The 1,101-nt window shown below is 68.6% G+C and carries 1 protein-coding gene; it reads right to left on the bottom strand.

Features of this window, described 5'->3' with window-relative positions; all coding sequences use genetic code 11:
• On the bottom strand, positions 1-1,079 hold a 1,079-nt coding region (locus ACQKM2_RS40860), incomplete at its 3' end, for a condensation domain-containing protein (RefSeq protein ID WP_427719289.1).
• Positions 1,080-1,101: the final 22 nt, after the last annotated feature.

Raw genomic sequence — 1,101 nt, 5'->3', positions numbered from 1 at the left:
CTCGCAATGTGATGCAGGACGAGCAACAACACACACTCCCCCGGACCCACCACGAACAACGACGCCCGCACCGGCAACTCACACCCGAGATCAAAGCTGTGCCGGGCTGCACGGTGCATCAGAGAGGCGTGGTCCCCGGCACCAGCGGCCACCACGGTGAAGCTCGGCTGCGCGCTCTCCGCGTCCATCACGCGCTGCACCGGCTGTCCGTCCACCTCCGGGAACACGGTGCGCAAGGCTTCGTGGCGGGCGACGACATCGCCCAGGGCGGTCCGCAGCGCTTCCACGTCCACCTCGCCGGTGAGGCGGAAGGCGAAGGGCGCGTTGTACGTCGTTCCCTGGTCGAACCGCTGGAGGAACCACAGTCGCTGCTGCGCGTACGACAGGGTGAGCTCCTGCGGGCGGCGGCGTGCCTGCAGGGCCGGCCGGGCGGGTGCGCCGGCTTCCAGTGCCCGCGCGAGACTCGCCACGGTGGGGTTGCGGAAGACGGTCCGCACGCCCACTTCCACGCCGAGGGTGGAGCGGACCCGTGCGATCAGCCGTGCCACCAGGAGCGAGTGCCCGCCCAGCGCGAAGAAGTTGTCGTCCATGGCCACGGACTCGACGCCGAGCACCTGGGCGAACAGGCCGGCGAGAAGTTCGTTCTGCACCGAGTACACACGGTGGGCGCGGCCGGTCTCGTGCGCGGCTTCGGCTGTTGCCGACGCAGTCGTGGCGGGTGCTCGACTCACGAAGTCGAGCGGACCGTCCTCACCCAGCCGTACGGGGAGTGCGGGATCCGCGACCACGGACTCGATGAGTCCGGTCAGGCGAGCGGCCAGGCTCTCGATCGTATGGCGCTCAAAGAGGCCGGCGTCGAACTCCAAGGTGCCCGTGATGCCGCTCGGGCGGTGATCCGGCTGCCAAGTCTCACGAAGGGTGACGGTGAGGTCGAATTTGGCGGTACCCGTCTCGATCTGCTCGAAGTCGACATGCACGCCCGGCAACTCCAGTGATGCCTGTGAGATGTCCTCGAGGGCGAGCATGGTTTGGAAGAGGGGGTGGCGTGCGGCCGAGCGGGGCGGGTTGAGGTGCTCCACCAGACGCTCGAACGGAAGGTCC

This window comes from Streptomyces sp. NPDC004126 (assembly GCF_050275515.1).
In the GTDB taxonomy this organism is placed as follows: domain Bacteria; phylum Actinomycetota; class Actinomycetes; order Streptomycetales; family Streptomycetaceae; genus Streptomyces.
The sequence above is the reverse complement of the archived record's forward strand: the minus strand, read 5'-3'. Positions and strand labels throughout refer to the sequence as shown.